Raw genomic sequence first — 24,797 nt, 5'->3', positions numbered from 1 at the left:
CCGCCCTGCAACGACCAACGGTCGGTGGCGACCCGTTGCAATGTTGCCACCGGTCACGCCGGTCATACCCGTCGTCTCGGTGCCGACCCGCAGGCCGGCACCGATCAATCCTTACAGCGATTCGAAGATGCCCGCCGCACCCATGCCGGTGCCGATGCACATGGTCACCATGCCGTACTTCTGCTGGCGACGGCGCAGGCCGTGCAGCAAGGTGGCGGTACGGATCGCACCGGTCGCGCCCAGCGGATGGCCCAGGGCGATGGCGCCGCCCAGCGGGTTGACCTTGGACGGGTCCAGGCCGCAATCGCGGATGACGGCCAGCGACTGCGCCGCAAAGGCTTCGTTGAGCTCGATCCAGTCCAGCTGGTCCTGGGTAAGGCCAGCCTGCTTGAGTGCCTTCGGGATCGCGGCGATCGGGCCGATGCCCATCACTTCCGGGCGCACGCCGGCCACCGAGAAGCTGACGAAGCGGGCCAGCGGGGTCAGGCCGTAGTCCTTGATCGCCTGCTCGGAGGCCAGCAGCACCGCGCCGGCGCCGTCGCTCATCTGCGAGGAGTTGCCGGCGGTGACCGTGCCGCCGAACTGGCCGTTGCGGAACACCGGGCGCAGCTTGGCCAGGCCTTCGGCGGACGAATCCAGGCGCGGGCCTTCGTCGGTATCCACGATCTTGTCGCGGGTGATGATGCGGCGGCCGTCGGCCAGGTCCGGCTGGCGGGTGCGCACGTCGTAAGGGCTGATCTCGTCCTTGAACTCGCCGTTCTGGATCGCGGCGATGGCCTTCTGGTGCGAGGCCAGCGCAAAGGCGTCCTGGTCCTCACGCGAGACCTTCCATTCTTCGGCGACCTTCTCGGCGGTGATGCCCATGCCGTAGGCGATGGCGACGTGGTCATTGTCGAACACGCTCGGGGCCATCGCGATCTTGTTGCCCATCATCGGCACCATCGACATCGACTCGGTGCCACCGGCCAGCATCAGGTCCGAATTGCCGAGGCGGATCTGGTCGGCAGCCATGGCCACGGCCTGCAGGCCCGAGGAGCAGAAGCGGTTGACGGTCTGTGCGGCGATGGTGTCCGGCAGGCCGGCCAGCAGCACGCCGATGCGTGCCACGTTCATACCCTGCTCGGCTTCGGGCATCGCGCAGCCGATGATCGCGTCATCGATGCGGTTGACGTCCACGCCCGGCGCCTGCGCGACCACGGAGCGGAGCACGTGGGCGAGCATGTCGTCGGGGCGGGTATTGCGGAACACGCCCTTGGGCGCCTTGCCCACCGGGGTGCGGGTGGCGGCGACGATGTAGGCGTCCTGGATTTGCTTGGTCATTTCAGTGATCTCTTGAATAGGGGTGGAAGAGGTTGCCGGCCAGCGGCCGGCACTACCGATGTCTTCCGTCAGTTCCGCAGCGGCTTGCCGGTCTTGAGCATGTGCGCGATGCGGGCCTGGGTCTTTTCCTGCTGGGCCAGTTCGACGAAGTGCTTGCGCTCCAGGGTCAGCAGCCATTCTTCGTCCACCAGCGTGCCGCGATCCACTTCGCCACCGCACAGCACGGTGGCGATGCGCACGGCGATCTCGTAGTCGTACGGGCTGATGAAGCGGCCTTCCAGCATGTTGACCAGCATCATCTTGAACGTAGCGATGCCCACGTCACCGGCGACCTGGATGCGGCGGGCCGGCATCGGCGGGCGGTAGCCGCCTTCGGCCAGCGCCAGCACTTCGGCCTTGGCGATGTGCAGCGTCTCGAAGCTGTTGAACACCACCTTGTCGGTCGCGCGCATCAGGCCCAGTTCCTTGGCGTTGACCGCGGAATTGGAAACCTTGGCCATCGCGACGGTTTCAAAGGTCTTCTTCAGCTCGGCGAACACATCACCGCCCGGACCGGCCGCCTGCGAGGCGCGCACGGCCAGTTCCTTCAGGCCGCCACCGGCCGGCAGCAGGCCGACGCCGGCCTCGACCAGACCGATGTAGCTTTCCAGCGCGGCCACGCTCTTGGCGCTGTGCATCTGGAACTCGCAGCCACCGCCCAGGGCCAGGCCGCGCACCGCGGTCACCACCGGCACCAGCGAATACTTGATCGCCTGGCTGGTGCGCTGGAAGTTGTGCACCATCTCTTCGAACTGGTCGACCTTGCCGGCCTGCAGCAGGCCGAGCGCGCCGGCCAGATCGGCACCGGCGGAGAAGGGTTCCTTCTGCTGCCAGATCACCAGGCCCTTGTAGTCCTGCTCGGCGCGCTTGATCGCTTCCTGCAGGCCGTTGAGCACGTGGTCGGACACGGTGTTCATCTTGGTCTTGAAGCTGACCACCGCGATGCCGTCACCGTCGTGCCACATGCGCACGCCGTCATTTTCAAACACGGTTTCGCCCGGGCTGAAGTTCTCGCCCAGCAGCGGATCCGGGAAGCGCTGGCGCTGGTACACCGGCAGGGCCGAGCGCGGCAGCTTGGCATTGCGCGACGGGCTGTAGCTGCCTTCGGCGGCGTGCACGCCATCGCGGCCATCGAACACCCAATCGGGCAGCGGCGCATTGCTCATGCTCTTGCCGGCGACGATGTCATCGGCGATCCACTGTGCGACCTGCTTCCAGCCGGCAGCCTGCCAGGTTTCAAACGGGCCCAGCGACCAGCCGTAGCCCCAGCGGATGGCCAGGTCCACGTCGCGCGCGGTCTCGGCGATGTCGGCCAGGTGGTAGGCGCTGTAGTGGAACAGATCGCGGAAGGTCGCCCACAGGAACTGCGCCTGCGGGTGCTGGCTTTCGCGCAGCTTGGCGAACTTCTCGGCCGGGTTCTTGATCTTCAGGATCTCGACCACTTCCGGTGCGGCGGTGCGGTCAGCCGGACGGTAGTCCTGCTTCTCCAGATCCAGCACCACAATGTCTTTGCCGACCTTGCGGAAGATGCCGGCACCGGTCTTCTGGCCGAGCGCGCCCTTGGCGATCAGTGCGTCCAGCCACTTCGGCGAATTGAAGAATTCATGCCACGGATCGTTGGGCAGGGTGTCGCCCATGGTCTTGATCACGTGCGCCATGGTGTCCAGCCCGACCACGTCGGAGGTGCGGTAGGTCGCCGACTTCGGGCGGCCGACCAGCGGGCCGGTCAGGCCGTCCACTTCATCGAAGCCCAGGCCGAATTCCTGCGTGTGGTGGATGGTGGACAGGATCGAGAACACGCCGATGCGGTTGCCGATGAAGTTCGGGGTGTCCTTGGCATACACCACGCCCTTGCCCAGGGTGGTGACCAGGAACGCTTCCAGGCCTTCCAGCACGGCCGCGTCGGTGGTGGTGGCCGGGATCAGCTCGGCCAAGTGCATGTAGCGCGGCGGGTTGAAGAAATGCACGCCGCAGAAGCGGTGGCGCAGCTGCTCGGGCAGCACGTCGGCCAGCTTGTTGATACCCAGGCCGGAGGTGTTGGAGGCCAGCACCGCGTGATCGGCCACGAACGGGGCGATCTTCTTGTACAGGTCCTGCTTCCAGTCCATCCGTTCGGCGATGGCTTCGATGATCAGGTCGCAGTCCTTCAACTGCTCCAGGCCGGTCTCATAGTTGGCCGGCGTGATCGCCTCGGCGTAGGACTTGCTGGCAAGCGGGGCAGGGCTGAGCTTGCCCAGGTTGGCAATCGCCTTGAGCACGATGCCATCGGCCGGACCTTCCTTGGCGGGCAGGTCGAACAGCACCGTGTCGACGCCGGCGTTGGTCAGGTGGGCGGCGATCTGGGCGCCCATGACACCGGCACCCAGCACGGCGGCACGGCGGACTAGCAGGGAATTGGACATGTCGATAAGCCTTTGTTGTCTGGAAGCCGGTCAGCGCCCGGCTCTACGGGGTGGAAAGGGAGGACGTCGAAGCGCTCGAGGCCGCGCTGGCGCGGAATCCGGCTTCGGCGAAATGAATCAGTTCCTGGGCGGCATGGGCACGATGCGCCGCTTCGGTGACACCGGCGGGTCGCTTGATCAGGCCGAAGTCGGCCATGGCATAGGTCAGCGAGCCGGCGAGGAAATCCAGGCGCCAGTACAGCTCCTCCTTGCTGAGCTCCGGCACGCAGGCGGAGATCGCCTTGCCGAAGTCGCGCAGGACGTGGCCGTAGTGGTCGGAAAGGAATTTGCGCAGGTTGTCGTTCTTCTCCGCGTAAGCGCGGGCGATGACGCGCACGAAGGCGCCGCCGGTCTGGCGGTCCTGGGCCATGGCCAGGGCCGGCTCCACGAAGGCGGCCAGCACCGGGCGCAGTTCACCGGGGTGCTCGCGGCGGGCGCTGTCCAGCTGGCTCAGCCGGGCCGAGGTCATTTCATCCATGCGGCGGCGGAACACCTCGTTGACCAGGTTCTCCTTGGACCCGAAGTGATAGTTGACCGCGGCGATGTTCACATCGGCCTGGCTGGTGACCTGGCGCAGCGAGGTGCCCGCGAACCCGTGCAGGGCGAACAGTTCCTCGGCGGCGCCGAGAATGCGGTCCTTGGTGGAGAAGTGGGCAGGTTTGGCCATGGGGGCAGGGCAGTTCAATCAAACGATTGTTTGATATTAGACCCGTGGCTGCGCGCCCGCATTGTGCGGCGCAGCAGGAAGGGGCATTCGTTCATCTGCGCGTTGCCGCGCCTGTCCATGGCTGGCAACGTCGTCATTGCCTGAACGGGGGTGAGCTACCCCAGTGGGTGCAGTCCTGCCACGCATGGCGTGGCACTACCGGAGATGGGGAGGACACGTTAGAATTGGCGCACGTATATCAGGCTAAGCCCGCGTTTTGACGCGGGTTTTTTTCATGTTAACCTCGGGCCGATCAAGTGGCCCGCCCAACGGAGTATTCCCATGGCGCTGGAGCGCACCCTTTCCATCATCAAGCCGGACGCCGTCGCCAAGAACGTCATCGGTGAAATCTACGCCCGCTTCGAAAAGGCCGGCCTGAAGGTCGTCGCCGCCAAGTACAAGCAGCTGTCGCGCCGTGAAGCCGAAGGCTTCTACGCCGTGCACCGCGAGCGTCCGTTCTTCAACGCGCTGGTCGAGTTCATGATCTCCGGCCCGGTGATGATCCAGGCGCTGGAAGGCGAGAACGCCGTGCTGGCCCACCGCGACCTGCTGGGCGCCACCAACCCGAAGGAAGCCGCCGCAGGCACCATCCGCGCCGACTTCGCTGAATCCATCGATGCCAATGCCGCCCACGGCTCGGACTCGGTTGAGAATGCCGCGATCGAAATCGCTTATTTCTTCGCCGCGACTGAAGTCGTCTCGCGCTGAGAGTGATGCCGTGAACGAGGTCGTACAGCCAACCGCCATCCCATCCGTGCTCGTTCCGGGCCCGGCTGTGGCCAAGCAGAACCTGCTCGACCTCGATCGCGAGGGTCTGGAGCGCTTCTTCGCCGAGACACTCGGCGAAGCGCGCTACCGTGCCCATCAGGTGATGAAGTGGATCCACCATCACTACGTCACCGATTTCGATGAAATGACCGACCTCGGCAAGGCGCTGCGTGCCAAGCTCAAGCAGCATGCCGAGGTGCTGGTTCCGAACATCGTGTTCGACAAGCCCTCCGCCGACGGCACCCACAAGTGGCTGCTGGCGATGGGCACCGATGGCAAGAACGCCATCGAGGCCGTCTACATCCCGGACAAGAACCGCGGCACGCTGTGCGTGTCTTCGCAGGTCGGCTGCGCACTGAACTGCACGTTCTGTTCGACCGCTACCCAGGGCTTCAACCGCAACCTCTCCACCGCCGAGATCATCGGCCAGGTGTGGGTCGCCGCGCGCCATCTGGGCAACATCCCGCACAAGCAGCGTCGTCTCACCAACGTGGTGATGATGGGCATGGGCGAGCCGTTGATGAATTTCGACAACGTCGTGCGCGCCATGAGCGTGATGCGCGACGATCTGGGCTACGGCCTGGCCAACAAGCGCGTGACGCTGTCCACCTCCGGCCTGGTGCCGCAGATCGACCGCCTGTCCACCGAGAGCGACGTGTCGCTGGCGGTGTCGCTGCATGCGCCCAACGACGCACTGCGCGAGACCCTGGTCCCGCTCAACAAGAAGTACCCGATCGTCGAGCTGATGGCCTCGTGCGCACGTTACCTGCGCGCCAACAAGCGCCGCGAATCGGTCACCTTCGAATACACCCTGATGAAGGGCATCAATGACCAGCCCGAGCACGCCCGCCAGCTGGCGCGGTTGATGCGCCAGTTCGACAACGCCGTGCAGGCCTCGAACTCGGGCAAGGTCAACCTGATCCCCTTCAATCCGTTCCCGGGCACGCGTTACGAGCGTTCCGGCGAAACCGAAATCCGCGCCTTCCAGAAGATCCTGCTCGATTCGCAGGTGCTGACGATGGTGCGGCGTACCCGTGGCGACGATATCGATGCCGCCTGTGGCCAGCTCAAGGGCCAGGTGATGGACCGTACGCGCCGCCAGGCCGAGTTCAACAAAACGCTGCAGGACGGGAAAAACCGGGATGCCGCTGCCTGATCGCCGATTGCCAGCCGTTGTTTTCTTCGCGCTGGCATTGGCCGGCTGTGGCAAACAGCAGGGGATCAAGCCGCCGTCCGGTCCACTCGAGGTCGCGCCGACCTACGAGGCCCGCGACAACCCCGAGATCCGCAAGCGGGTGAACTACCAGGACCAGATGGTCCTGGCTGGCGAATCGCTGCGTGCGGGCGCCCCGGATGCCGCCGAGAAGCGGGTGCGGGCCGCGATGAAGATCGATGCACGCCGCCCCGAGGCCTACATGCTGCTGGCGGCGATTGCCACCCAGCGCGGCAACGAGGCCGAGGCCGGGCGCCTCTACGGCAAGGCGGCCGAGTTGGGGCCCGAGCGCGGCGACGTTCTCAACAATTATGGTGCCTGGCTATGTGCTCATGGCCAGCCGGCCGAGTCGCTGGCCTGGTTCGACCGGGCGCTGCAGGCCCCGGGCTATACCACCCCGGCCTCCGCCCTGGCCAATGCCGGCGGCTGTGCACTGGACGCAGGCCAGCCCGCGCGGGCGGTTCGGGACCTCCGGCGGGCGCTTGAGATAGATCCCGTCAATGCCTACGCGCTGGAGTCGATGGCCCGCAATGAGTACGCCGAAGGGCGTTATTTCGAGGCCCGCGCCTTTTCGCAACGGCGTTTGACGGCTGCACCGGCCACACGTTCCGTGTTACAACTTGCCTCTCAAATCGAGGCGCGGCTTGGCGACAGCGTGGCATCCGGTCGCTATCTGCAGCGAATTCATGACGAATTTCCGCAGGATGCGGCACCTAATCCCCGGGGTTGAAGCATTGTGATTGATGACCAGACTGTGAACGCTTTTGATACTGCGGCCGGTTGCGGAGCTCGTCTTCGCCAGGCCCGGGAAGCGGCCGGACTGACCCTGGAGGCCGTGGGGCAGCAGCTGCGCATGCCGGTCCAGGTAGTGAAGTCCCTTGAAGAAGAGCAGTGGCAGCGCCTTGGCGCGCCGGTCTTCGTCCGTGGCCAGCTGCGCAGTTATGCCCGCCTGCTGAAGGTGGACATCGACGACATCCTCGAGCAGGCCCATATCGGGCCGATCGTGCCGCCGCAGCTTGTCAGCCATACCCATACCCCGCGCGCCCGCCGCATTGCCGAGAGCCTGGGCCGTCGCGTCCTGTATGTCGGCATCACCGCGGTGCTGGCCGTGCCGGTCTGGTTCGCCACCCGGGGTCATTTCGATGGCACCGCCACCACCCCGAACACCGCGTCGCTGGATGTGATCCCGGCGGCGGTCCCGGTGGCCGGCGGTGACGCCCCGCAGGCGGCTGCACCGGCCACGGCCGAGACGGCCAAGCCGTCGGCCCCGGCGTCGCCGTACCTGGCGTCGCTGACCCCGGTCCCGCGTCCGGCCGCCGCGCCGGCAGCGCCGGCTGGTGCACTGAGCCTGCAGTTCAAAGGCGACAGCTGGGTGGATATTTCCGGGCCAGACGGCACCACCGTCGAAAAGGCCCTGATCAAGTCGGGCGAGACCCGCAGCTTCGCGCCAGGCCAGGTAGCCCGCATGGTGCTGGGCAATGCATCGGCGGTCGAGGTTCAGCAGGCCGGCACTATCGTCGACCTTTCGCCGTACCAGCGAGCCAACGTGGCACGCTTTACGGTATCCTCTGACGGCTCCGTGGTCCCAGTTTCGCACTGAGCCGCGTTTCCCCAATCCAATTCAAATAGCTCCTCCTCATGGGCGGGGCGAGAGTACGCATGGCGATCGACGACCTGCTCGACGAGCACGAACAAAGTGAACGCGTCCGCGGCTGGCTGCGGAAGAACGGTGTCAGCATCCTCGCTGGCGTAGCCATCGCGATCGGTGGCATCTGGGGCTGGAAAGAGTGGCAGACCCGGCACAGCAACAGCCTGGCCGGCGCCAACGTCCAGTACCAGATCGTCCTCAAGAGCCTGGAGGAAAAGGATCTGGAGCAGGCCGCCAAGGGTGTGAAGGACCTGGAAAGCGGCAAGGCCAACATCTACGCCGATCTGGCTGCCCTGCAGCTGGCCAAGGCCCAGGTCGATGCCGGCAAGAACGAAGACGCGCTGGCGACCCTGCGCGCGATCAAGGCCGACCCCGAATTCAAGCCGGTGATCGAGCAGCGCGTTGCGCGCCTGCTGGTGGCCACCGGCAAGACCGAAGATGCGATCAAGCAGCTCGGTACCGCGACCGACAGCGCCAGCCTGGAAATCCATGGCGATGCACTGATGGCGCAGGGCAAGCGTGATGCCGCCCGCGAGCAGTATGAGAAGGCGCTCAAGACGCTGGACGTGGCAGCGCCCCAGCGGCGCCTGCTGGAAACCAAGTTGACGGATGCCGGTGGCACCGTCACCGATCCTGCGGAGTCGGTGTAATGAATCAGATGGTCATGATCAAGCGCGTTGCCACGGTTGCCCTGTTGGGCATGGCCCTGACCGGCTGCAGCACGATGAAGGGCTGGTTCGCCGGCAAAGATGCCGCGGCCAAGAAGGCACTGGAACCGGCCGAGCTGGTGAAGTTCGATGCCACCGCCAAGGTCGACAGGATCTGGACGGCCAACGTCGGCAAGGGTGAGAAGCGCATCGGCGTCCGTCAGGGCCCGGTGGTCGCCGATGGTCGCGTCTACGCGGCCGCCATCTACGGTGGCGTGCATGCCATCGACCTGCAGACCGGCAAGAAGATCTGGACCTACGAACCGGCCAAGGTCAAGAAGCAGCCCAAGCTGCGTCTGTCCGGTGGCCCGGGCGTGGGTGACGGCCTGGTCGTCATCGGCACCCTGGATGGTGAAGTCATCGCGTTGAACGCGGCCGACGGCACCGAAAAGTGGCGTGCCAAGGTGCCGGGTGAAGTCATCTCCGCCCCGGCCGTGGGCCAGGGCTTGGTCTTCGTGCGCAGCAACGACGGTCGCGTGACCGGTCTGGATGCCGAGAACGGCACCCAGCGCTGGTTCAACCCGCGCGAGCTGCCGGCGCTGACCGTGCGTGGCAACGCGCCGGTCGTCACCGGCCCGGGCGTGCTGTTCATCGGCAACGACGACGGCTCCATCGCCGCGCTGGCCATGCAGGACGGCCGCACGCTGTGGGACCAGATGGTCGGCACCGGCGAAGGCCGTACCGAGCTGGAGCGCATGGCCGATATCGACGGCGCCCCGGTGCTGGAAGGCAATACGCTGTTCGTCAGCAGTTTCAAGAACCAGACCATGGCGATCGAAGGCCCGACCGGCCGTCCGCTGTGGGCACGTGATCATGGCGGCGCCGGTGGCGTGGCCCTGACCTCGGGCAATGTGTTCGTCACCGACAACAAGGGCGGCGTGTTCGGCCTGGACAAGGCCAGCGGTTCGGCCATGTGGTCGCAGACGGGCCTGGCCCGTCGTTCGCTGACCGGTCCGGTCATCCACGGCGATTACGTTGTGGTCGGTGATTACAAGGGGTATCTGCACTGGTTGCGGACCGATAACGGTGAGTTCGCGGCGCGCGCCAAGAGTGGCGGCGACGCCCTCCTGGCCCAGCCGGTAGCTGCCGATGGGATTCTGCTGGTGCAGAACGTTGATGGAAAGCTGACCGCGTTCCGGTTGGCACAATAAGGAGTTACCGCGATGCTGCCCTTGGTCGCCCTGGTTGGACGGCCGAATGTCGGCAAGTCCACGCTGTTCAATGCGTTTACCCGTACGCGCGACGCGCTGGTCCATGACCAGCCCGGCGTGACCCGGGACCGTAATTACGGTGTTTGTCGTCTTGATGAAGACCACCCGTTCCTGGTGGTCGATACCGGCGGTATCGCCGGTGAAGAAGAAGGTCTGGCCGGCGCTACCGCCCGCCAGGCCCGCGCCGCCGCCGCCGAGGCGGACCTGATCCTGTTCGTGGTCGATGCCCGTGAGGGCCCGATGGACGACGAGATCCTGTCCTGGCTGCGCAAGCTGGCCCGTCCGACCCTGCTGCTGATCAACAAGATCGACGGCATGAACGAAGACACCGTGCGTTCGGAATTTGCCCGTTACGGCTTCGGCGAAATGCTGACCGTCTCGGCCGCGCACCGTCAGGGCCTGGATGATCTGCTGGACGAGGTCGTGGAGCGGTTGCCGGAAGAGGGCACCACCGAGACCCTGGACACCGATCCGAACCGCATTCGCATCGCCTTCGTCGGCCGCCCTAACGTGGGCAAGTCGACGCTGGTCAATCGTCTGCTCGGCGAGGAGCGCATGATCGCCTCCGAAGTGCCCGGTACCACCCGTGATTCGATCGCGGTGGACATGGAGCGCGACGGGCGTGAGTACCGCCTGATCGATACCGCCGGCCTGCGTCGCAAGGCGCGCGTCGAGGAAGTGGTCGAGAAGTTCAGCGTCATCAAGACCCTGCAGGCCATCGAGCAGTGCCAGGTCGCGGTGCTGATGCTGGATGCCTCCGAAGGCGTGACCGATCAGGACGCCAGCGTGCTCGGGGCGGTGCTCGATGCCGGCCGTGCGCTGGTGGTGGCGATCAACAAGTGGGATGGCCTGACCGATTACCAGCGCGAGCAGGCTGAAGCCCTGGTGTCGCGCAAGCTCGGCTTCGTGCCGTGGGCGGAAGTGGTGCGCATCTCGGCCAAGCACGGCTCGGGCCTGCGTGAGCTGTTCCGCTGCATCCATGCTGCGCACGCCTCGGCGACGCACGAATTCAGCACCAGCGAAGTCAACAAGGCGCTGGAAACGGCCTACGAGACCAACCCGCCGCCGGCGATCCGTGGTCACGTGTCCAAGCTGCGCTACGTGCATCCGGGCGGTTCCAACCCGCCGACCTTCATCGTCCACGGCACCCGTCTGAAAGACCTGCCGGAGTCGTACAAGCGCTATCTGGAGAACTTCTTCCGCAAGCGCTTCAAGCTGGTCGGCACGCCCGTGCAGTTCATCTTCCGCGAGGGTGTGAACCCGTACGAAGGCAAGAAGAACGTGCTCACCGAACGGCAGCTCAAGCGCAAGCGGCGCTTGATCAAGCACGTCAAGGGCAAGTGATGCAGAAAAGAGCCGGCGCAAGCCGGCTCTTCTCATTTGGGCTGCCGGCGCGCCCGTGCGCGATAATCCTCCGCATGAGCACGATCCCCGAACTCACTCCGGCGCAGGCCCGCGAACGCCTCGCCCATGGCGCGCTGCTGATCGACATCCGCGAGGCGCACGAACGTGCCACCGGCATGGCCGAAGGCGCGCTCGGCATCGCCAAGGGCGATCTCCAGGCCGAGCCAGACACCCACCTGCCGGCAGCCGACCGCGAGGTCGTCCTGATCTGTCAGAGCGGCAGGCGTTCGATGGAGGCCGCGGTTTTCCTGTCGGACCTGGGCTACACGCATGTCGCCTCCGTCCACGGCGGCACGTCCGCGTGGCGCGCTGACGGGCTGCCGTTGGTGCAGCCGATGCAGAGCGATGCCGAGCGCGACTTCAACGAACGTTACTCGCGTCATCTGCTGTTGCCGCAGGTCGGTATCGAAGGCCAGAAGACGCTGCTCGCTTCGCGCGTGCTGGTGCTCGGCGCGGGCGGCCTGGGTGCACCGGCGAGCTTCTACCTGGCCGCGGCCGGGGTAGGGCACCTGCGCATCGCCGATGACGACGTGGTGGACCGCAGCAACCTGCATCGGCAGATCATCCACACCGATGCCAGCGTCGGCGAGCCCAAGGTGCTCTCGGCGCGCGCACGCCTGCTCGCGCTCAATCCCTCGCTGGACGTGGAGGCCGTGCAGGCGCGGGTCACCTCGGACAACATCGATGCGCTGCTGGAGGGTGTCGACGTGGTCCTGGATGGTTCGGACAATTTCCCGCTGCGCTACCTGCTCAACGATGCCTGCCTGCAGCACGGCATTCCGCTGGTGTATGGCGCGGTGGAGCGGTTCACTGGCCAGGTCAGCGTCTTCGACGCTGGCCGCCAGCGCGGCACCGCGCCGTGCTACCGCTGCCTGTTCCCCGAGCCGCCGCCGCCGGAGTTCGCGCCCAACTGCTCGGAGGCGGGCGTTCTGGGCGTGTTGCCGGGCATGGTCGGCCTGCTGCAGGCCACCGAAGTGCTCAAGCTGCTGCTCGGCATCGGCGAGCCGCTGATCGGGCGCCTGCTCACCTTTGACGCGCTGGGCATGCGCTTCCGCGAGACGCGGCTGCGGCCCGACCCGGGTTGCCCGTTGTGCGCGCCCGGGCGCGCGTTCCCCGGGTACATCGATTACGCCGCCTTCTGCAGCGGCGGAGGGGCCGCGTAGATCCACGCCATGCGTGGCTGCGGTTCGCCAGGGTCCACGTAGATCCACGCCCTGCGTGGATGCCGTTGGCGAGGGGCCGCCAGCTCAGCGCAGCCACGCATGGCGTGGCTCTGCCGCTGGGTTCGGTCGCGATTTCGGGACGATCTGGCATCCAGGTTCGATATCGTTCTGAATTCAGTACGATTAAACGCATCATCCGCGCTATTGCCCTTCCGCGCTTTGCCCTATCGTTGACCCATCTTGTGTAGTCCGGGGAAGCAACCGCATGGCGGTGGAAGCAGGTGCCAGTGAACTGGTGAAAGTAGTGGCGCTGCTGGGTGCGGCCGTGGTCATGGTGCCGCTGTTCCGCCGGCTTGGGCTGGGCTCGGTGCTGGGTTATTTCGCCGCCGGGCTGGCCATCGGCCCGTTCGGGTTCGGGTGGTTCTCCGATCCGCAGGCCATCCTGCATACCGCCGAGCTCGGCGTGGTGATGTTCCTGTTCGTGATCGGCCTTGAGATGCGGCCCTCGCATCTGTGGAGCCTGCGCAACGAGATCTTCGGGCTGGGCACACTGCAGATCGTGGTCTGCGGCACGGTGCTGACCGGCGTGTGCATGCTGCTCGGTTTCCCGTTGCCGGTGGCCTTCATCGGCGCGGCCGGTTTCGTGTTGACCTCCACCGCGGTGGTGATGCAGTTGCTCGCCGAGCGCGGTGACATCGCGCTGCCGACCGGCCAGAAGATCGTCTCGATCCTGCTGTTCGAAGATCTGCTGATCGTGCCACTGCTGGCCGTGGTCGCGTTCATGGCGCCGGTGCACAGCGATGCGGGCGAGAGCTCGCGCTGGGTCACCGTGGGTATCGCCGCCGGTGCGATCGTCGGCCTGGTGCTGGTCGGCCGCTTCCTGCTCAATCCGCTGTTCCGCATCCTTGCTGCCGCCAAGGCGCGCGAAGTGATGACGGCGGCTGCGCTTCTGGTCGTACTCGGCGCTGCGCTGCTGATGCAGCTGGGCGGCTTGTCGATGGCGATGGGCGCGTTCCTCGCGGGCGTGCTGCTCAGCGAGTCCACCTTCCGCCATCAGATCGAAGCGGACATCGAGCCGTTCCGCGGCATCCTGCTCGGCCTGTTCTTCCTCAGCGTCGGGATGGCGCTGGACCTCACCGTGGTCGCCAACAACTGGCCGCTGATCGTCTCCGGCGTGTTCGCGCTGATGCTGGCCAAGGCGGTCTGCATCTACGTAGTCGCGCGGATCCTCGGCAGTGATCATCGGCAGGCGCTGGACCGCGGCGTGGTGATGGCGCAGGGTGGTGAGTTCGCGTTCGTGCTGTTCTCGGCCGCGGCGGTAGCCGGCGTGATTGACGTGCAGGTCAACGCCAACCTCACCGCGATCGTCGTGCTCTCGATGGCGCTGACGCCGCTGTTCGTGCTGCTGCACGACAAGCTCATGCCGGATCGCGAAGTCTCGCTCGATGGCGTTGAAGAAGCCGAAGGCCTGTCCGGCAGCGTGCTGCTGATCGGCTTCGGTCGTTTCGGCCAGGTGGCGAGCCAGTCGCTGCTGGCGCGCGATGTGGATGTGACCATCATCGACAACGACGTGGACATGATCCATAACGCCGAGCGCTTCGGATTCAAGATCTACTACGGCGACGGCACCCGCCTGGATGTGCTGCATGCGTCTGGCGCGGGGTCCGCGCGTGCGATCGCGGTGTGCGTCAACAACGACCAGGATGCCGATCGCATCGTCGAACTGGTCACCCACGAGTTCCCCCAGGCCAAGCTGCTGGTGCGCTCGTTCGATCGCGAACATTCGCTGCGCCTGATCCATGCCGGCGTGGACTTCCAGATCCGCGAGACCTTCGAATCGGCCCTGCAGTTCGGCCAAGCCGCGCTGATGGAGCTGGGCGCGGATCCGGATGATGCGCGCGAGATCGCCGAGCAGATCCGCGAACGGGATGCGGAGCGCTTCGAGCTGGAGATGGCGGGCGGCGACCTGCGTGCCGGCGCGCACATGGTGTTCGGCAGCGCGTTGCCGGGCGTGCCGACGCCCACGCCGTTCACCGCGCCCAAGCGCAAGGCGCGCACGCTCAACGCCGACCAGGTGCCCGAAGAAGAATGAGGCGCCGGCACTACCGGTGGGCGGGGCGGGCCGAATCAGGGACAATAGCCGACCGTCGCCCCCCACGCCTGCCGCCCTCGATGAGCTCACCGACCCCCGACACCGTCTCTTCCGCCCGCATTCTCGACGGCCGCCGCATTGCCGAAGACCTGCTGGACAGCCTCAAGGTCCGGGTCGATGCCCGCCTGGCTGCCGGTGGCAGCCGTCCGGGCCTGGCCGTGGTGCTGGTGGGTGGCGACCCAGCCTCGACCGTGTACGTGCGCAACAAGCGCCGCGCGGCCGAGAAAGTGGGCATCGAAGCCTTCGATTACGACCTGCCGGCCGGCACCACCGAGGCCGAGCTGCTGACCCTGATCGACCAGCTCAACGCCGATCCCAAGATCCACGGCATCCTGGTCCAGCTGCCGCTGCCGGGCATCCCCGACGCCAACCGCCTGATCCACCGGATCGACCCGCGCAAGGACGTGGACGGCTTCCACCCGGAAAACGTCGGCCATCTGGCCCTGCGTGAGTTTGGCCTGCGCCCGTGCACCCCGCGCGGCATCGTGACCCTGCTGGGCCACACCGATCAGCCGGTGCGTGGCCGCAACGCCACCATCGTCGGCGTCAGCAACCACGTCGGCCGCCCGATGGGGCTGGAGCTGCTGATTGCCGGCTGCACCGTCACCAGCTGCCACAAGTTCACCCCCAAGGACGTGCTGGAGCAGTCGGTGCGCAACGCCGACATCCTGGTGGTCGCGGTGGGCCGCCCGGGCATCGTCCCGGGTGAATGGGTCAAGCCGGGCGCCGTGGTGATCGACGTGGGCATCAACCGCCTGGATGATGGCCGCCTGGTCGGCGACGTCGGCTTCGAGGCCGCCGCCCAGCGCGCCAGCTGGATCACCCCGGTCCCGGGCGGGGTAGGGCCGATGACCGTGGCCACCCTGATGCAGAACACGATTGAGGCAGCAGAAGCGTTCTGACCCGGGTAGTGCCGGCCGCTGGCCGGCGCAGGCTGCGGCCGCGATCCCGGGCCCACCGACACCTGCCGCCTCTGCGGTCCTGGCCTGCTGCCCCTGGTAGAGCCGACCGTTGGTCGGCTGCTCTCGGCGCAGTGGCAGATCGATCCAGAGGCAGCCGACCAACGGTCGGCTCTACCGTTTCAGGCGGTGCCGGCGGAGGCAGCCGACCAACGGTCGGCTCTACCCCCCGCCCGTCGGCGCGACACAGCGTCGCATCTGACCCCTGCCAAAGACGCCCGAATCAGGGTAAAATGTCGCGCTTCCCCACATCTCGGGTATGCCGATGCTGCGCATCCAGGCTGAAGCTCTCACCTACGACGACGTCTCCCTCGTCCCCGCTCATTCCATCATCCTGCCCAAGGATGTCAGTCTGGAAACGCGCCTGACGCGCGACCTGCGGCTGAAGCTTCCGATCCTTTCGGCTGCCATGGATACCGTTACCGAAGCCCGCCTGGCCATCGCCATGGCCCAGCTCGGCGGCATGGGCATCATCCACAAGAATCTGAGCGTCGAGCAGCAGGCTGCCGAAGTCGCCAAGGTCAAGAAGTTCGAGGCCGGCGTCATCCGCGACCCGATCACCGTCGGCCCGGAAACCACCATCCGCGACGTGCTGGCCCTGACCCAGGCGCGCAACATCTCCGGCGTGCCGGTGGTGGACGGCGGCGGCCAGCTGGTCGGCATCGTCACCCACCGTGACATGCGCTTCGAGACCGAGCTGGACGATCCGGTCCGCCACATCATGACCAAGAAGGATCGCCTGATCACGGTCAAGGAAGGCGCGGCCTCCGATGAAGTGCTGCAGCTGCTGCACCGCAACCGCATCGAGAAGATCCTGGTCGTCAACGATGATTTCGCCCTGCGCGGCCTGATCACCGTCAAGGACATCCAGAAGAACACCGATTACCCGAACGCCGCCAAGGACACCGCCACCCGCCTGCTGGTCGGCGCGGCCGTCGGCGTCGGTGGCGATACCGACCGCCGGGTCGAGGCGCTGGTCGCCGCCGGGGTGGACGTGCTGGTGGTGGACACCGCGCACGGCCATTCGCAGGGCGTGCTGGACCGCGTCAGCTGGGTCAAGAAGCACTTCCCGCAGGTGCAGGTCGTCGGTGGCAACATCTGCACCGGTGAAGCCGCACTGGCGCTGCTGGACAGCGGTGCGGACGCGGTCAAGGTCGGCATCGGCCCGGGCTCGATCTGCACCACGCGCGTCGTCGCCGGTGTCGGCGTGCCGCAGATCACCGCGATCGACCTGGTCGCCGAAGCGCTGCAGGACCGCATCCCGCTGATCGCCGACGGTGGCATCCGTTACTCGGGCGACATCGGCAAGGCGCTCGCCGCCGGTGCCTCCACCATCATGATCGGTGGCCTGCTGGCCGGTACCGAGGAATCGCCCGGCGAGACCGAGCTGTTCCAGGGCCGCTCCTACAAGAGCTACCGCGGCATGGGCTCGCTGGCCGCGATGGAGAAGGGGTCCAAGGACCGCTACTTCCAGGACGCCTCCAGCGCCGACAAGCTGGTGCCCGAAGGCATCGAAGGCCGCGTGCCGTATCGCGGCCCGGTCGGCGGCATCATCCACCAGCTGATGGGCGGCCTGCGCGCCACCATGGGCTACGTGGGCTGCGGCACCGTCGATGACATGCGCACCAAGCCGAAGTTCGTCAAGATCAGCGGCGCCGGCCAACGTGAGAGCCACGTCCACGACGTGCAGATCACCAAAGAGCCGCCGAACTACCGCGCCTGATGCGGCATGAGCAAAGAGGAACGAGGAAGCTGATTCCCGTTCCTCTTTCTCTATCCGCCGCCGGTAACGACGCTGTGTTTCCCGTATTTACTCCTGCATTGCCCGGGCACCATGACCAACATCCATAACGACAAGATCCTCATCCTCGATTTCGGCGCCCAGTACACCCAGCTGATCGCGCGCCGCATCCGCGAGCTCGGCGTGTACTGCGAGATCTGGGCATGGGACCACAACCCGGCCGACATCGCCGCGTTCGGCGCCAAGGGCATCATCCTGTCCGGTGGCCCGGAATCGACTACGCTGCCGGGCGCGCCTGCCGCACCGCAGGAAGTGTTCGACAGCGGCCTGCCGATCTTCGGCATCTGCTACGGCATGCAGACCCTGGCCGCCCAGCTCGGTGGTGCCACCGAAGCGGCCGACCAGCGCGAATTCGGCCACGCCGAAGTGAACGTGATCAACCCCGATGCGCTGTTCAAGGGCCTGAGCGACCACGGCGGCGAGCCGAAGTTGAACGTCTGGATGAGCCACGGCGACCACGTCTCCGTCGCGCCCCCGGGCTTCACCGTCACCGCCGTGACCGATCGCATCCCGGTGGCCGCGATGGCCAACGAAGAGAAGCGCTGGTACGGCGTGCAGTTCCACCCGGAAGTGACCCACACCCTGCAGGGCCAGGCGCTGCTGCGCCGCTTCGTGGTGGACGTGTGCGGCTGCGAAACCCTGTGGACCGCCGCCAACATCATCGACGACCAGATCGCCCGCGTGCGCGAGCAGGTCGGCGATGACGAAGTGATCCTGGGCCTCTCCGGTGGCGTCGATTCGTCCGTGGTGGCCGCGCTGCTGCACAAGGCGATCGGCGACAAGCTGACCTGCGTGTTCGTCGACACCGGCCTGCTGCGCTGGCAGGAAGGCGACCAGGTGATGGCGATGTTCGCCGAGCACATGGGCGTCAAGGTGATCCGCGTCAACGCCGCCGACCGCTACTTCGCCAAGCTGGAAGGCGTGAGCGATCCGGAAGCCAAGCGCAAGATCATCGGCAACCTGTTCGTGGACATCTTCGATGAAGAGTCCAACAAGCTGAAGAACGCCAAGTGGCTGGCGCAGGGCACCATTTACCCGGACGTGATCGAGTCGGCCGGCAGCAAGACCGGCAAGGCCCACGTGATCAAGAGCCACCACAACGTGGGCGGCCTGCCGGAGCACATGAAACTGGGTCTGGTGGAGCCGCTGCGCGAGCTGTTCAAGGACGAAGTGCGCCGCCTCGGCGTCGAACTCGGCCTGCCGCGCAGCATGGTCTACCGCCATCCGTTCCCGGGCCCGGGCCTGGGCGTGCGCATCCTGGGCGAAGTGAAGCGCGAGTACGCCGAGCTGCTGGCCAAGGCCGATGCCATCTTCATTGATGAGCTGCGCAAGGCGGACCTGTACGACAAGACCAGCCAGGCGTTTGCCGTGTTCCTGCCGGTGAAGTCGGTGGGCGTGGTGGGTGATGCGCGGGCTTATGAGTGGGTGATTGCGCTGCGGGCGGTGGAGACGATTGATTTCATGACCGCGCATTGGGCGCATCTGCCGTATGAGTTCCTGGGTACGGTGAGCAACCGGATCATCAATGAGCTGCGCGGGGTTTCAAGGGTTGTCTATGACATCTCTGGGAAGCCGCCGGCGACGATCGAGTGGGAATGAGTTGAAGAATGAGGGCGCCGAGAGGCGCCCTTGTTGTTTGTGAGTGGACCTTCAACTCTGTTCTGGCTCTACCTGCTGTTCTTGGGCGCCTATAGATGAGGTCCCTCAATGCGCACTTCGAATGCCGATACTCGCTAGTGTCTACTTTTGGGCGTGGAGTTGAGAAAGAAATCCCCAGCAGTCGCTACCCGTGACGTAGGAAGTCAATTAGAAACTGCGCAGAGCATTGGTCATTGTGAAGCTTTGAACGACGCGATGACATCGTTCCCGAATGAGGTTCCCTGTGCCCGACTTGCCGCAGTATGATCCAGACCGACGCTTCGTTATCACGTTTCGATCCGTCAAAAATCTGACGGCTCGGGCCGCAGGCGACTAAGTAGTGAATTGGGAATGCGGTGCAAAGGAAGGACGCATGACGGAAGAAAAATCCTTTACAGAAAAGACCAGTGCTGCAGATACAAGCATCGGCTTTGACTATCAACACTACTACTTTTTATACAGAATTCTGAACCTTGGTAAGGGTCAATCTGTTGGCCTTGAGGTAAAGGACGATGTCCACACTGAGCTGGACGCGGACTTTAATGTGCTTTATCAGCTAAAGCATACGGTTCAGACCAACTCCGGCGGAAGCCCAATAGCGCTCACCGAGCTGGACGGGGATTTGTGGAAGACTTTCTACAACTGGTCCAAAGTAATCTCGGACGGGGCAGACGGGCGTGGAGAAGTCAAGGAGCAACTGTCGTTCGTCGCGAAAACGGAATTTCATCTTGTCTCTAACAAATCCGAGAGCAAGACAAATGAATTCGTAAAAAAACTCGTGGCTAGTCAAGATTTTGCTGAATTTAACGATGTAGATGTTCATCTGGTGCAGCTTCATAAAAAAACAAAGGACGAAAAGATCGCTGCATATATATCTTCAGTCCTCAAGCTTGATGTTAATGTTCGATGGCGATTTTTTGCGAATATTAGGTTTGAGCTGGGTGCTGACGATATTATAGGGATGGTTAAAAGATCAATTCATGAAAAAATAATTGCAGAGCGTAAGGTTGACCAGGTTTTTGAGCGTCTCGATTCTCAGGTACGAAGTGATAACTTTATCGCAGTGAAGAGTGGTGGATTTTCTGTAATTTCGTTTGATGAATTTATTACAAGGTACCGAAAGATATTTGAGGATGCCCGGAACGGGAAATTGGTGCAGTACAACTTTGAGCCCGTAGTCCCGTCTGATGTGTTTAATCAGGTGTTTGTCGCCCGGCTGGTTGAAATTGGCGCGTTAAATTCTTCCGATAAAGAACGGGCAATAGAATACACCGGTCAAAAAATTCGTCTTTCAACAAACTTGGAAAAGTGGGTTCAGGCGGGAGATCTGGTTGGTGAAGATGTTGCTCAGTTTCATGATTCAGTCTATACAAGCTGGGACAATGAATTCCATGGGGCATTCGGTCAGTGCGACTCCATAGAGGATGTTGTCGACTGCGCGGTAAATATACTAAGGCGACTGAGAAGGGAGCGCTTTTCAATAAATGAAAGCGTGCTTGACGTAAAGCTAAGTAACGGTGAGCTCTACTATCTTTCTGATATTGGAAAGATAGGTTGGCACAGGGACTGGGCAGAGGTGGCTAAGTGATTGGATCCGCCTATAACAATCCAGCGATATGTGCCGCGTCAATCCTATCCGTGCTATCTCATTCCAAAGAATTGACCCTCGCCAAGGCGATTCTTATCATGCCACTGGTAATGCACGACTCAACCGTTCGGTACCTGGGGCGATCGAATGTGGCATTCCGTGAGGTGTCCGGCCTCGTCGCAGTGCGTCCAGATTTGTTCGCGAACTTCAACGAGAGATACTTCAGTAGCCTCGTGACGTCGGTCAATGCAATTCAATGGCTTGTCGCGGCCGGCTATGTGGAGTTTGATGGGGTCGTCAAGCTAGTGGCTTCCCTGAAAACTGGTCCTGAACTTGGTGATCGAGCAGCTCGCATCGCGAAAGCATCGGGCCATATTTCTGCTCTTTTGAATTCATCAGCTGAAGAGCTGTATCTAAATTTCAGGGTGAAGCTATGAATTTTGGTTTCGATAAAATTGTGCTCTGGTCAAGGAATGGCGAGCGCCGCTCCCTTGATTTTAAGAGAAACATGGTTAACGTAATTTCCGGCGAGAGTCACACTGGCAAGAGTGCTCTTCTGGATATCATTGACTACTGTTTTTTGGCAAGTACACATAAATTGCCGGATAGCGTGATAAATGAAAGCGTTGCATGGTATGGGGTTGTTTTCTATGTCAACGAAAAAGTGTACGCATTAGCCAGGAGAAGTCCGGAGGGGAACAAAGTTTCTTCGGATTACTATTTCTCTTCGATCGGCGACCTCCCCGATGTGCCTGTGTCAAATGCGCGCGAGGATGATATCAGGAAGATAATTGAGAGTGAATTTAGCATTGATGAGAATGTTGTCGTTCCTTTCGGGGGTGGAGCGATAAAGGCAGGATCCAAGGTTTCGTTCAGATATTTCTTTATGTTCAACACCATATCTGAAGACATCATCACTAATAGCAAGGTTTTTTTTGATAAGCAGTCTGAGGATCGCTACCGGGAAGCACTCCCTCGCATATTCGATATGGCTCTCGGAATTGACGATCTTGGGAATATGGCTGCTCGAGAGCGACGCGATGCTCTTGCAAGGGAGCTTGCAAAGGCGTCGCGTATAGAAACGCGGCTTCGCGATGGGCAGGATGACTTCGATGATGAAATACGCAGCATAGCTTCGCGAGCTGCCGAATATGGCATATTTGATTCAAGCGCCAAGAACATTTCACGCGAAGCTGTACGAGATGCAATCGAGCTCGCTGCCTCAGTTGATACGGGGAAGGCGATGGGGCGTCGCGCAGAGATCACTGCCGAGTCGTTCTCGGTTGATAAGAGGCTTCGACAGCTGCGACAGTTCTCGGCTGACTATAGAGAGTACAAGCGGGCGCTGAGCTCAGCGGAAGACAGCTTGCTTCCTGTCGATCATCTAATCAAAAATGCACCGTTATTGATTAAGTCTGAAGTGTTCGACGATTTGATGGCGAGTTTGAAGGTCGATCTTTTGGAGATAAGGCGATCCACTGGAAAGAAACAGCCCGTGGACGGCCAGGTGGGATCGATCATTGATGCACTGACGGCTAAGCAAGTCGAGCTTCGCCGTGAGCTAGAAAAGCTGCCTGAGGAGCCTAAATCATTCGATTCGGAACGCGATAAATGGCTGTTCGTGGGCGAAACAAGGGGGCGGCTTCGTGTATTTGATTCGGGTCAAAAGGTCCACACAACTCATCTTCAGTCATCCGTTGATCAACTGCGTAGCGAGATTGACTCGATCAACGTTCGTGATGTAGATGAAACAAGAGCATCCGTTGTTTCGATGATCAACGAGATTGCGCAGGACTTTCTTGCCGAGACCGGTGGCGCCCTTGCGAATTATTCAAGATACCAGACGGATTTCTCCTACAAGGAGAAAAGGCTTAGACTCAGGAAGCCAAAGACTAGTCTGATTGAGAACGTCGGGAGTAGTTCAAATCACATGTTCTTGCATCTGCTGCAATTTCTTGCGCTTCATGCAGTGGCAGTTAGCCATGGCTCGCCTTTTGTCCCAAGGTTCCTGATTATTGATCAGCCGAGTAGGCCATACTATCCTGATGAGGGCGCGATGGACGGCGTCGCACTAGATAATAGCGATAGTGAGAAGGTTTCGATAGCTTTTGAGTTGCTGAGTGATTTTATTGGAAAGATGAATAGGGAGTATTCTGCTCAGTTCCAGATGATAGTTTTTGAGCATGTTCCCCGAGCTACATTTCAGGGGATGGAGCATGTACACTTGCTTCCCGAGTTCCGCGGTGGTGAAGCATTGATTCCGAGATCTTGGCTCGCGTAAATTTGTGTTTAGCACGGATGGTCTGGAAGTGCTGGCGTAATTCATCCCATTGATTCTTCGGGATTGGCCGAGTTTGATTGAGTGCACTAACTTCAAGGTGTTGAAAGGCTAGAAACAATTATTCAGCCTCATCCTCATCCAGAGGCCGCTCCGGCTTCGCTGCCATCAGGCAGTGGTTGCCGAGAGCGGCATCTCCGGCACCTAGGCCAGATCCACCAATGCTAGCTCGGTCCTTGCCAAACTAAAATTCCCGCCCGATGACACGTCGATCTTCTGCCAAGGCAGTTCGTCGGTCCCCTCACAACCACGGATCCGCCTGTGGATGGAGATGCGTGGCTGCAGCCCATGCGTCAAATCTTTAGTAATCGGCGGGTCCAAGGATCCCTACGCGCCGCCTGCGATAGAGCGCCACGGATTGTCCGCTGGCATCGGTTAGAGATGGTGCCGCCGGGCAAGCCGGAACAGCTGCCTGTCTCCAGATTTGACTACCGGCCTCTTCGCCGCTTGCATGCCGTGGTTTTCACGCTTTTGCTCTGAATGTTAATAGATTTTCGAGAATGAATTGCGGAGTTCGGGGTTATATAGCTTTTGTTGCACCCACCCTCTGTTCAACACGCGACGCCAGCAAAGGCTTTCCCGTAGCTACTGTGTTAAGGGTGGATCAAGATTGCGGAATTGCCGCGCTGCACGCGGTTAGCACATTGGAGTTACTCGCAACACGTCGTGATTCGCGCCTGCAAGCAACTGTTCCCAATCATCCGCATAGCCTGAAGACCGGGCTTTACCCGACATCCTAGGCGAGCGTCGGACTCCTCAGCCGACGCGATTCTCACCCGCATTTCCCAGCAACAGCCCAATCATCGCCCGAGCCGCGGCCGACTGCCGCCGATGCGGCGCATAGATCACCGAGAACGGCCGCGATCTTCCCCGCAGTTGCGGCAGCACTTCCACCAGCTGCCCACGCTGCAACCGCTCCCGCACGATGAATTCATAGCTCTGGCAGATGCCGACGCCCTGTTCGGCCAGCGACACCACGCCCAGCACATCGTCGGAGGTCTCGATGGACGAACGCGGCAGCCAGTCCACGTCGCGCCCGCTGTCGCGGAAGATCCACGGCGCAAGCCGCCCGGTACGTGGCATCACGAAGGGCAGGCACAGGTGTTGCTGCAGATCGTCCAGCGTCTGCGGCGTGCCGCGGCGTTGCAGGTAGTCCGGCGCGGCCACCAGCAGCAGCGGTGCGTCTTCCAGTTTGCGCGCCACCAGCCCACTGTCTGGCAGCTGGCCCAGACGGATAGCCAGGTCGAAGCCTTCGGCCACCAGGTCCACGTTGCGGTTGGTGATGTTCAGTTCCACCTGCACTTGGGGGTACTGCTGCGCAAAGCGCGCCAGCACCGGCGGCAGCCGGTAGTGGCCATAGGTGGTGGGCACGCTCAGGCGCACGCGGCCGGCCAGCGCGCCGTCCTGGCCCTGCACGTCGCGCTCGGCGTCGTCCAGCAGGCCGAAGGCAGTGCGCACGTGTTCCAGATAGAGCCGTCCGGCGTCGGTCAGGCCCACGCGGCGGGTGGTCCGCTGCAGCAGCTGGCGGCCCAGCCGCGCTTCCAGGCGGGTAACCGCGCGGCTCAGCACCGAGGGCGTGGTAGACAGCGCCACCGCGCCAGCCGTGAACGAGCCGTGCTCGACCACCGCCAGGAACACCTCCACATCGCCCAGGTAGTCGAACTTGCGGCTCATTTGGCTCTCCGGGGAACAGATGTTTTG

The 24,797-nt window shown here is 63.0% G+C and carries 19 protein-coding genes; 15 read left to right on the top strand and 4 right to left on the bottom strand.

All coding sequences use genetic code 11. The features are described 5' to 3' along the window. Positions 1 to 111: 111 nt before the first annotated feature. The 3 genes from ORK51_RS06405 to ORK51_RS06395 form a co-directional block, all read right to left on the bottom strand. Complete coding sequence (locus ORK51_RS06405; protein WP_019183092.1) at positions 112 to 1,320, bottom strand: acetyl-CoA C-acyltransferase; 1,209 nt, start codon at positions 1,318 to 1,320, stop codon at positions 112 to 114. 68 nt (positions 1,321 to 1,388) lie between these two features. Continuing rightward, a complete protein-coding gene (locus tag ORK51_RS06400) occupies positions 1,389 to 3,761 on the bottom strand; it encodes a 3-hydroxyacyl-CoA dehydrogenase/enoyl-CoA hydratase family protein (RefSeq protein WP_266084570.1) in 2,373 nt (790 codons plus the stop codon). A gap of 43 nt (positions 3,762 to 3,804) precedes the next feature. Beyond that, the gene (locus ORK51_RS06395; RefSeq protein ID WP_019183090.1) at positions 3,805 to 4,467 is read right to left on the bottom strand and encodes a TetR/AcrR family transcriptional regulator; all 663 of its coding nucleotides are present in this window, start codon (positions 4,465 to 4,467) and stop codon (positions 3,805 to 3,807) included. A 321-nt stretch (positions 4,468 to 4,788) separates the two neighbouring features. Here ORK51_RS06395 and ndk point away from each other — a divergent pair, with 321 nt between their 5' ends. The 15 genes from ndk (at position 4,789) to ORK51_RS06320 (ending at position 23,039) form a co-directional block, all read left to right on the top strand. After that, positions 4,789 to 5,214: a nucleoside-diphosphate kinase gene (ndk, locus tag ORK51_RS06390; RefSeq protein ID WP_008265389.1), complete on the top strand. Its 426-nt coding sequence runs from the start codon at positions 4,789 to 4,791 to the stop codon at positions 5,212 to 5,214. Between the two features lie 10 nt (positions 5,215 to 5,224). Beyond that, positions 5,225 to 6,430, top strand: coding sequence for a dual-specificity RNA methyltransferase RlmN (rlmN, locus tag ORK51_RS06385; RefSeq protein WP_019183089.1), 1,206 nt, complete (start codon positions 5,225 to 5,227; stop codon positions 6,428 to 6,430). Continuing rightward, the gene (gene pilW / locus ORK51_RS06380; RefSeq protein WP_070427200.1) at positions 6,417 to 7,217 is read left to right on the top strand and encodes a type IV pilus biogenesis/stability protein PilW; all 801 of its coding nucleotides are present in this window, start codon (positions 6,417 to 6,419) and stop codon (positions 7,215 to 7,217) included. Before rlmN ends, pilW begins: the two co-directional genes overlap by 14 nt. A 6-nt stretch (positions 7,218 to 7,223) precedes the next feature. Continuing rightward, on the top strand, positions 7,224 to 8,087 hold the full coding sequence (locus tag ORK51_RS06375) for a RodZ domain-containing protein (RefSeq protein WP_070427201.1): 864 nt from the start codon (positions 7,224 to 7,226) through the stop codon (positions 8,085 to 8,087). A 59-nt stretch (positions 8,088 to 8,146) separates the two neighbouring features. Beyond that, the gene (locus ORK51_RS06370; protein WP_019183086.1) at positions 8,147 to 8,785 is read left to right on the top strand and encodes a YfgM family protein; all 639 of its coding nucleotides are present in this window, start codon (positions 8,147 to 8,149) and stop codon (positions 8,783 to 8,785) included. Beyond that, a complete protein-coding gene (gene bamB, locus ORK51_RS06365) occupies positions 8,785 to 9,993 on the top strand; it encodes an outer membrane protein assembly factor BamB (protein WP_070427202.1) in 1,209 nt (402 codons plus the stop codon). The genes ORK51_RS06370 and bamB overlap by 1 nt, the downstream gene beginning before the upstream one ends. A 12-nt stretch (positions 9,994 to 10,005) precedes the next feature. Continuing rightward, positions 10,006 to 11,397 carry a ribosome biogenesis GTPase Der gene (gene der / locus ORK51_RS06360; protein ID WP_019183084.1) on the top strand — a complete coding sequence of 464 codons (1,392 nt, stop codon included), beginning with the start codon at positions 10,006 to 10,008 and terminating at the stop codon, positions 11,395 to 11,397. Between the two features lie 74 nt (positions 11,398 to 11,471). Further along, complete coding sequence (gene moeB / locus ORK51_RS06355; RefSeq protein WP_266084569.1) at positions 11,472 to 12,620, top strand: molybdopterin-synthase adenylyltransferase MoeB; 1,149 nt, start codon at positions 11,472 to 11,474, stop codon at positions 12,618 to 12,620. A 265-nt stretch (positions 12,621 to 12,885) separates the two neighbouring features. Continuing rightward, entirely contained in the window at positions 12,886 to 14,712 is a 1,827-nt protein-coding gene (locus tag ORK51_RS06350) for a monovalent cation:proton antiporter-2 (CPA2) family protein (RefSeq protein WP_266084568.1), read from the top strand. Between the two features lie 80 nt (positions 14,713 to 14,792). Next, entirely contained in the window at positions 14,793 to 15,674 is an 882-nt protein-coding gene (folD, locus tag ORK51_RS06345; protein WP_019183081.1) for a bifunctional methylenetetrahydrofolate dehydrogenase/methenyltetrahydrofolate cyclohydrolase FolD, read from the top strand. Positions 15,675 to 15,996: 322 nt separating this feature from the next. Beyond that, complete coding sequence (gene guaB, locus ORK51_RS06340) at positions 15,997 to 17,454, top strand: IMP dehydrogenase (RefSeq protein WP_046273777.1); 1,458 nt, start codon at positions 15,997 to 15,999, stop codon at positions 17,452 to 17,454. Between the two features lie 111 nt (positions 17,455 to 17,565). Beyond that, entirely contained in the window at positions 17,566 to 19,131 is a 1,566-nt protein-coding gene (guaA, locus tag ORK51_RS06335) for a glutamine-hydrolyzing GMP synthase (RefSeq protein WP_266084567.1), read from the top strand. Positions 19,132 to 19,543: 412 nt separating this feature from the next. Beyond that, positions 19,544 to 20,758: an ABC-three component system protein gene (locus tag ORK51_RS06330; RefSeq protein WP_266084566.1), complete on the top strand. Its 1,215-nt coding sequence runs from the start codon at positions 19,544 to 19,546 to the stop codon at positions 20,756 to 20,758. Next, a complete protein-coding gene (locus tag ORK51_RS06325) occupies positions 20,755 to 21,195 on the top strand; it encodes a three component ABC system middle component (RefSeq protein ID WP_266084565.1) in 441 nt (146 codons plus the stop codon). The genes ORK51_RS06330 and ORK51_RS06325 overlap by 4 nt, the downstream gene beginning before the upstream one ends. After that, a complete protein-coding gene (locus ORK51_RS06320) occupies positions 21,192 to 23,039 on the top strand; it encodes a DUF3732 domain-containing protein (protein ID WP_266084564.1) in 1,848 nt (615 codons plus the stop codon). The genes ORK51_RS06325 and ORK51_RS06320 overlap by 4 nt, the downstream gene beginning before the upstream one ends. A gap of 813 nt (positions 23,040 to 23,852) precedes the next feature. Here ORK51_RS06320 and ORK51_RS06315 read toward each other — a convergent pair. Further along, a complete protein-coding gene (locus ORK51_RS06315; RefSeq protein WP_266084563.1) occupies positions 23,853 to 24,770 on the bottom strand; it encodes a LysR family transcriptional regulator in 918 nt (305 codons plus the stop codon). Positions 24,771 to 24,797: the final 27 nt, after the last annotated feature.

Source organism: Stenotrophomonas sp. RIT-551, assembly GCF_026241915.1.
Lineage (GTDB): Bacteria > Pseudomonadota > Gammaproteobacteria > Xanthomonadales > Xanthomonadaceae > Stenotrophomonas > Stenotrophomonas bentonitica_A.
This window is presented reverse-complemented; position numbering and strand designations above follow the sequence as displayed.

Coding starts and splice junctions, on each gene's coding strand:
- ORK51_RS06405 (WP_019183092.1), bottom strand. CDS start 1,320: ATGACCAAGCAAATCCAGGACGCCTACATCGTCGCCGCCACCCGCACC.
- ORK51_RS06400 (WP_266084570.1), bottom strand. CDS start 3,761: ATGTCCAATTCCCTGCTAGTCCGCCGTGCCGCCGTGCTGGGTGCCGGT.
- ORK51_RS06395 (WP_019183090.1), bottom strand. CDS start 4,467: ATGGCCAAACCTGCCCACTTCTCCACCAAGGACCGCATTCTCGGCGCC.
- ndk (WP_008265389.1), top strand. CDS start 4,789: ATGGCGCTGGAGCGCACCCTTTCCATCATCAAGCCGGACGCCGTCGCC.
- pilW (WP_070427200.1), top strand. CDS start 6,417: ATGCCGCTGCCTGATCGCCGATTGCCAGCCGTTGTTTTCTTCGCGCTG.
- ORK51_RS06370 (WP_019183086.1), top strand. CDS start 8,147: ATGGCGATCGACGACCTGCTCGACGAGCACGAACAAAGTGAACGCGTC.
- bamB (WP_070427202.1), top strand. CDS start 8,785: ATGAATCAGATGGTCATGATCAAGCGCGTTGCCACGGTTGCCCTGTTG.
- der (WP_019183084.1), top strand. CDS start 10,006: ATGCTGCCCTTGGTCGCCCTGGTTGGACGGCCGAATGTCGGCAAGTCC.
- moeB (WP_266084569.1), top strand. CDS start 11,472: ATGAGCACGATCCCCGAACTCACTCCGGCGCAGGCCCGCGAACGCCTC.
- ORK51_RS06350 (WP_266084568.1), top strand. CDS start 12,886: ATGGCGGTGGAAGCAGGTGCCAGTGAACTGGTGAAAGTAGTGGCGCTG.
- folD (WP_019183081.1), top strand. CDS start 14,793: ATGAGCTCACCGACCCCCGACACCGTCTCTTCCGCCCGCATTCTCGAC.
- guaB (WP_046273777.1), top strand. CDS start 15,997: ATGCTGCGCATCCAGGCTGAAGCTCTCACCTACGACGACGTCTCCCTC.
- guaA (WP_266084567.1), top strand. CDS start 17,566: ATGACCAACATCCATAACGACAAGATCCTCATCCTCGATTTCGGCGCC.
- ORK51_RS06330 (WP_266084566.1), top strand. CDS start 19,544: ATGACGGAAGAAAAATCCTTTACAGAAAAGACCAGTGCTGCAGATACA.
- ORK51_RS06320 (WP_266084564.1), top strand. CDS start 21,192: ATGAATTTTGGTTTCGATAAAATTGTGCTCTGGTCAAGGAATGGCGAG.
- ORK51_RS06315 (WP_266084563.1), bottom strand. CDS start 24,770: ATGAGCCGCAAGTTCGACTACCTGGGCGATGTGGAGGTGTTCCTGGCG.